Source organism: Psychromonas sp. MB-3u-54 (genome assembly GCF_002836415.1).
Classification (GTDB): Bacteria; Pseudomonadota; Gammaproteobacteria; order Enterobacterales; family Psychromonadaceae; genus Psychromonas.
Genome location: NZ_PJBP01000159.1, coordinates 1 through 6,093, shown reverse-complemented (window position 1 = coordinate 6,093; position 6,093 = coordinate 1). Strand labels below are relative to the sequence as shown.

Here is a 6,093-nt window from a genome sequence, read left to right as displayed (position 1 = left end):
AATAGGATCCTGACAGAGAATTGTGCTGCCCATGCGAAAACATGAGCAGCTGCATTTTTGAAAAACAGCACCTTGCTTAATGAATTATGCTTCCGCTTTTAATTCAATATGCTCTGCCTGAATAAAGGCTGGGTGTGTGGCTAATTGCTGAGCATAAGCTGCAATGTTCTTATACTTGTCGAATTCACCATTTCTTTTCACTATTTCAACAATGAATGACATCATTATGTCTGCACCGCTGAGCTGGTCTGCGACTAAATAACGCTTATCTGCTAATGAATCATCAAAAAAGCGAATCACTTTTTCGGTTTCCAGATCCGCATAACCCGCTAAAAAATTAGTTTCGCAGCCGTCTTTTGCGACAAACATTTTTAACAGTAAAGGCAAAATCGCAGAGCTTTCAGCAAAGTGGATCCATTGAGAATACTCAACATACTCTTTGCTTCCGCGCTTCGGAGCAAACTGTCCATCAGCGTATTTATCAATCAGATATTCTGTTATTGCACCCGACTCAGCCACTATTAAACCATCATCTTCTATAACGGGCGACTTACCTAACGGATGAACTGATTTAAGCTCCACAGGCGCAAGGAAGGTCAGACTGTCACGTTGATACGGAATTATCTCGTACTTTATCTTAAGTTCTTCCAGCAACCAGATGATACGTTTGGAACGAGATTTATTTAAGTGATGTAATTTAATCATTAATATTCCTCTTTAATTTATTGTTATAGCGGGTTGTTTACTTTAACAACCAACTTACCAAAGTTCTTGCCTTCAAGCAGTCCCATAAAGGCTTCAGGCGTATTATCTAAACCTTCTATCACTTGCTCTTTATATTTCACTTTGCCTTCTTCAAGCCAGGTTGTCATATCGGCAGCAAAATCGTCATAACGATCTGCATAATCATCAAAGATAATAAACCCCTGCATTTTAATACGTTTCACCAAAATTGTTCCCATCAGCATAGACAAACGATCCGGACCGTCAGGTAATGACGTTGCATTGTATTGCGCCACTAAACCGCATACAGGCACTCTAGCACCTGTATTGAGCAGCGGCAGCACCGCGTCAAAAACTTTTCCGCCTACATTTTCATAGTAGACATCAATGCCCTTATCACATGCGGCAGTTAATTGCTGAGCAAAGTCTTCTGCTTTATGGTCAATACATTCATCAAATCCCAGTTCTTCTTTAGCATAACGACATTTTTCTTCACCGCCTGCAATCCCAACAACACGGCAGCCTTTAAGTTTCCCAATTTGGCCAACAGTTGCGCCGACAGGACCCGTTGCCGCAGCAACCACAATAGTGTCGCCTGGTTTGGGTTCGCCGATATCTAACAGTCCCTTATAAGCCGTAAATCCTGGCATCCCCATAATCCCAAGCGCATAGGAAGGGGCCGCCGGATTGGTACCGAGTTTGAGCAGCCCTTCACCATCAGATACGGCATAGTTCTGCCAACCTGTGTAGGCTAATACCCACTCGCCGACTTGGAAATTATCGTTGTTTGACGCTTCGATTTGGCAGACCGTGCCGCCCACCATGACGTCATCGATGGCGACTGGATCGGCATAAGATTTTGCATCACTCATTCGCCCTCTCATATAAGGGTCCAGTGAAAGATAGACAGTGCGAAGCAGAACTTCACCTTTTGCGGGAATAGGTTTCGCTGTCTTTTCAAGGCGAAAGTTGCTCTGTGCTGGTGCGCCGACAGGGCGGGAAGCTAATACGATACGTTGATTAGATTGATCAGTCATAAATATTCCTTTGATAAGTGTTTATAGTTTTTAACTAACTTAGTCGTGATAGTTAACATTCAAGCCTTAAATTAGACCGGTCGTCTACTGATAAGGGTAATAAAAACCCGACAATAAATAAGTACGGGTTTATGTTATTTTCTTAAAACGTTAACTTACCTTGTAAAATCTGTTCCGTTTTCTGCAGCGTACGTTGTAAGCCAGAAACGTCCTTACTTAGTTTGTATAAAATGGATCCGCCTAACCAAGTTTGATATAAAATTTCGGCGGTTTCCTGCGCGTTATTAACTTTAATCGAGCCGTCGTGTATGCCGCTTTCAATGCATTGAGCAATGGCTAAAACGACATCATTAGCACCTTTATTTAAGGCTAAGCGCATCGGCTCTGAAAGGTCGGAGACTTCAGCACTGAGCTTTACTACCAAACATCTTTGCGCACCACAGACACCCTGATTAAACTCAATCCAGTGCTGTAAATAGGTTAATAGCCGTTCGTTGGCAGGTAACTGCTTATTACTAAACAGAGCATTTAACCATTCCATGTACTTATCAAAGTAATCAGTAATAAGTGTTTCACCAAATTGCTCCTTCGATTTAAAATAATGATAGAAGGAGCCTTTAGGGACCTGTGCATGCTTTAGCAGCATTGATAAACCAACACTTGTAAACCCTTTTGCTACGATTAACTCGTAACCCATGTCTAAAATATGCTGGCGTGTTTCGTTAGTTTGTATTTTCATGGTCGTTACAATACCTTTAATTAGACCGGTCGTCTAGTGTGGGGTTGAAAATAAACATCATGCACAGAAAAACTGTCTGACGAATTGTTAAAAATCAAATGATTATCGTGAAGAAGGTTTAGGTTTTCCTGATTTTTGGGTAGCTTGCTAAGGTGGAAAGTGCATATGCCTCCTTATAAATTGATTTTATTAAGAGCGAACTAAACTAGACAGAAATTAACATTGAAATTAACATTGAAATTAACATTGAAATTAACATAGCCACCCATAATTATTGATAATTATTGGCGAATAAGGAAGATAGCTGCACCGGCCGATTTTATTCGCTACCATCCATGGCGCCAGCTAAAGTTGTTCTCATTTATTCCTTATAAATGAGTGGGAAGGACGTTTTTAATCCCAGGCATTACTTGATGAAGCAGCCATATTAGCTTGTATGGCGTATGTTGATTTAAACCCCATACGTGCCAAGATGGCGACAACCCCTGAAATCTTCACTGAAAATGTTGATTTATTGATATTAAGTAGATATTGTCATGATTATTTTGAGTGAGATAGGTATCGCGGCTTTTCGTGCATAGTGATGCTTATAAAGCTGTTATATTACTAAAGGAATGCACATGAGTAATCAAGAAGAGTTTAAATATCCTGTTAGTGTTAACTTGGCGCTCTGGATTAGTGTCGCTTTATTTATGGTTGGTGTTATTGAAACTATAGGGGTTGTTGATTTTCTACCTGAGTTATTGAAATCACAATTTACTGGTCCTGTTTTGATTGTTATAGGTTTACTTCTATTTGTATATCCATTCCGTGAAATTAAGAAAGTCATGCAAGAGCACAAGCAATCAAATAATGAGTAATGGTAATATAACAAATTGCTGCACGCGGACTCGATACAGTTATCGCTGGCGAGTAAGTAGTTATACCTACAAGGATGCCTTAGATGAATCGAGGAATTTTCGATGTTTTGGGGGTGATGATATCTACAATAATTCAAATAAGGAATGGAGTGTAGAGTTAACAGAGTGCCAAATGTATTGGTATGAATTAATCGCTTGTAGTCATGACGAGGTGAATTCAAGACAGCACATAACTGGACACCCATCTAATTGACTTTGGTTTGGTTTATTTATAAAAAGGTTTGGCTGTCCCATCTTTTGTAGTAAAAAGACCAATACCGAAGTGAAACAGAGCCTTTTACAAACAGTCGTATGGTGCTATTTTAGAGATTTTTCCAATGATAGGTATCACTCTACAGGTTATATTTATGGGTAGCTAAATTTAGTTTATAAATTAATAGGTTAGGATCTGTTTTGGAAATGGAATCGGTGGCACCTTAATACCTATTTCAAATCAAAAAAATCATTAAATTTTTACTTAATACATTGATTTGGTAAGGTTAAATAGTTATTGTTATGATTATTTTTTATAAGATAAATATTGCGGATTTTCGTGCATAGTGATGCTTATAAAGCTGTTAAATGTAATGATAACTATCGTGTTATTTAATATGGGTACTTTATGAAAACGATGATTTTCCACATAATGAGAACTTTCAGATGGCTTATTGTGACCTCCTCAAACATCTTATCTGCATTAATGATTTTTGTTTTAATTTTCTCTCTGTTTAATAACACCTCAAATCAGACTTCTAACCTAATCATAACGTTTATTGTTGCTGTTTTGTTTGGTGCGTTTTCCTGGTACTACGATGTACTTCTCAAAAAATTAGAACCGTAAAATAAATCAAATCAACAGTGACGCTAAAAATGTGCCATTCAGATCTGACCCTCATGACCGTTTTTAGCCCAAAAAAAGGAAGTTATCGATATGCCCAAAGTATGTGGTATTGAACTCAAAGGATCAGAAGCTATTTTGGCTATTATTGATGCCGATGAAAACGGACAGCAATATATCAATATTGAGCCTCGAAAGATTAAAATTGGAGATGATGAATCGACCAATGCGGTTCTATCTTTTTACGAATCCTTTAAGAATTATGTAATCAATAATCATATAGATGTAGTCGTTGTTAAAAAAAGAAAGAAGAATGGTACGATGTCAGGGGGAGGTGTTTCTTTTAAACTTGAAGCGTTGATTCAGTTGAACGGAATAGCAGACGTCGTTTTTGTTTCTGGCCAAGGAATTGCGGCCTCACACAAGAAAGATAACTTTGAACTACCTGAAGGGATCAATAAATATCAAGAAGCTGCATTTATGTCTGCCTGTCTATATATTAGGAAAAATAAATGAGTATTCTAGTTATAGATAGTGTGAATGCGCCCATTGAAATTAAAGATCAGCTGAAGATTCTTTCGAAAGACAAAAAATTGGACACATCTAATTGACCAAATATTAATCCGCTTCTATATCTTCGTCATTATCCTTGCTCACAAAAAAAGATTGGTTGTCCAACCTTAGTATAAATTAATAGGTTAGGATCTATTTTGAAAATGGAATAGGTGGCACCTTAACACCTATCTCAAATTAAAAAGTCATTAAACCTTTACTTAATACGTTGATTTATTAAGGTTGAATAGATATCGTTGTGATTATTTCTTATAAGATAGGTATTACAGATTTTCGTGGATAGTGATGCCTATAAAGCTATTAGCAGAATAGTAGAGTTTGATAAAAATGAATGACATGAATATATATGTGAGTATGACTCTTAGTTTTCTGATAGGTGGTTTGCTTAGTTTATTGATTAAGCATCTAAATCAAAAGGGTAAAAACAGCGCTTTTTTGGAAAATATTAATAAGCTAGAAGCAGAGAAGCAGGCTGCAATACTAGAAAAAGAGACTTCAGTTGAGAAACTAAAATCTCAATTCAATCATGATTTAGAGGTGCAAAAAAAAGAGTTCACGTTAGCAATTGAAAATAAAAAGTACAAATATGAGAGCAAGAAAAATGAGTACTATATATTCATGGCCTATTTGGATGTATTTAATAGTGTTCAAATGAAAGTATTGCATGACGATTTTTTGCCAGTAATAACATCCTATTATCAAACTGATGTGACGGGCTTTCAACAGAAATCTCACGAGAAAAGCATCGAGTTTAATAATAAATGTTTACTGGCGTTATCGAAGTTCAAAGAACAACAAGGAATATTATTCTCACAAGTTAATGGGCTAAAGCTATCTGCCAGTGAAGAAATTATGCAAGTAATATCCGAAATAATAGAAGAGATACAAGTTATAAGCGTTAATTTCCAGGATCTTATCGAAGACTTAGGTCGCTCTGACTTTCAATCTCAGCAACTACTTTCCAATGACTTACTTTCTAAAGAGCAGGATGAACAAGAGAAAATAACGTTGTTGAGAGAAAATCTACTAAGGGTTATGAAAGCTGACTTAGACCAACTGTGAAATTCAGCAAAAATTAACATTAAAATTAACATGGCCACCCATAATTATGGGTGAAGTTGATAGGGCATCGGTGATTAGTTAGCTTTCTCTTCTGGCTTTTGGTTTTACTTTATTGGTTGGCGTTCCGCCCTTGACGGCGTGTTGCTTAGAAAAATGGGTGGCATGGTTGTTGATGGTTGTTAGCCTCAAGTTGTTTAACTTCTTGAGGCTTTTTTATGGGCG

Annotated in this window: 6 protein-coding genes and 1 pseudogene; 4 read left to right on the top strand and 3 right to left on the bottom strand. The window is 37.3% G+C overall.

Features of this window, described 5'->3' with window-relative positions; translation table 11 throughout:
- Positions 1-84: 84 nt before the first annotated feature.
- The 3 genes from CXF72_RS11720 to CXF72_RS11710 all read right to left on the bottom strand — a co-directional run bounded on the left by CXF72_RS11720 (position 85) and on the right by CXF72_RS11710 (position 2,499).
- Complete coding sequence (locus CXF72_RS11720) at positions 85-705, bottom strand: glutathione S-transferase family protein (RefSeq protein WP_101039201.1); 621 nt, start codon at positions 703-705, stop codon at positions 85-87.
- A gap of 23 nt (positions 706-728) precedes the next feature.
- Positions 729-1,760 (bottom strand): NADP-dependent oxidoreductase, encoded by a 1,032-nt coding sequence (locus CXF72_RS11715; RefSeq protein WP_101039200.1) that lies wholly within the window; start codon positions 1,758-1,760, stop codon positions 729-731.
- A 142-nt stretch (positions 1,761-1,902) separates the two neighbouring features.
- A complete protein-coding gene (locus CXF72_RS11710) occupies positions 1,903-2,499 on the bottom strand; it encodes a TetR/AcrR family transcriptional regulator (protein WP_101039199.1) in 597 nt (198 codons plus the stop codon).
- Between the two features lie 379 nt (positions 2,500-2,878).
- Here CXF72_RS11710 and CXF72_RS19860 point away from each other — a divergent pair.
- The 4 genes and pseudogenes from CXF72_RS19860 to CXF72_RS11690 form a co-directional block, all read left to right on the top strand.
- A pseudogene (locus CXF72_RS19860) lies at positions 2,879-2,989 on the top strand (transposase); the annotation flags it as partial.
- 130 nt (positions 2,990-3,119) lie between these two features.
- Positions 3,120-3,359, top strand: coding sequence for a hypothetical protein (locus CXF72_RS11700; RefSeq protein ID WP_101039198.1), 240 nt, complete (start codon positions 3,120-3,122; stop codon positions 3,357-3,359).
- Positions 3,360-4,329: 970 nt separating this feature from the next.
- The gene (locus tag CXF72_RS11695) at positions 4,330-4,752 is read left to right on the top strand and encodes a DUF3010 family protein (RefSeq protein ID WP_101039197.1); all 423 of its coding nucleotides are present in this window, start codon (positions 4,330-4,332) and stop codon (positions 4,750-4,752) included.
- Between the two features lie 384 nt (positions 4,753-5,136).
- Positions 5,137-5,871, top strand: a complete 735-nt coding sequence (locus tag CXF72_RS11690; protein ID WP_101039196.1) for a hypothetical protein — start codon at positions 5,137-5,139, stop codon at positions 5,869-5,871.
- Positions 5,872-6,093: the final 222 nt, after the last annotated feature.

Bases quoted from the DNA above. Each gene is read 5' to 3' on its own strand.
- CXF72_RS11720 (WP_101039201.1), bottom strand. From the start codon at position 705: ATGATTAAATTACATCACTTAAATAAATCTCGTTCCAAACGTATCATC.
- CXF72_RS11715 (WP_101039200.1), bottom strand. From the start codon at position 1,760: ATGACTGATCAATCTAATCAACGTATCGTATTAGCTTCCCGCCCTGTC.
- CXF72_RS11710 (WP_101039199.1), bottom strand. From the start codon at position 2,499: ATGAAAATACAAACTAACGAAACACGCCAGCATATTTTAGACATGGGT.
- CXF72_RS11700 (WP_101039198.1), top strand. From the start codon at position 3,120: ATGAGTAATCAAGAAGAGTTTAAATATCCTGTTAGTGTTAACTTGGCG.
- CXF72_RS11695 (WP_101039197.1), top strand. From the start codon at position 4,330: ATGCCCAAAGTATGTGGTATTGAACTCAAAGGATCAGAAGCTATTTTG.
- CXF72_RS11690 (WP_101039196.1), top strand. From the start codon at position 5,137: ATGAATGACATGAATATATATGTGAGTATGACTCTTAGTTTTCTGATA.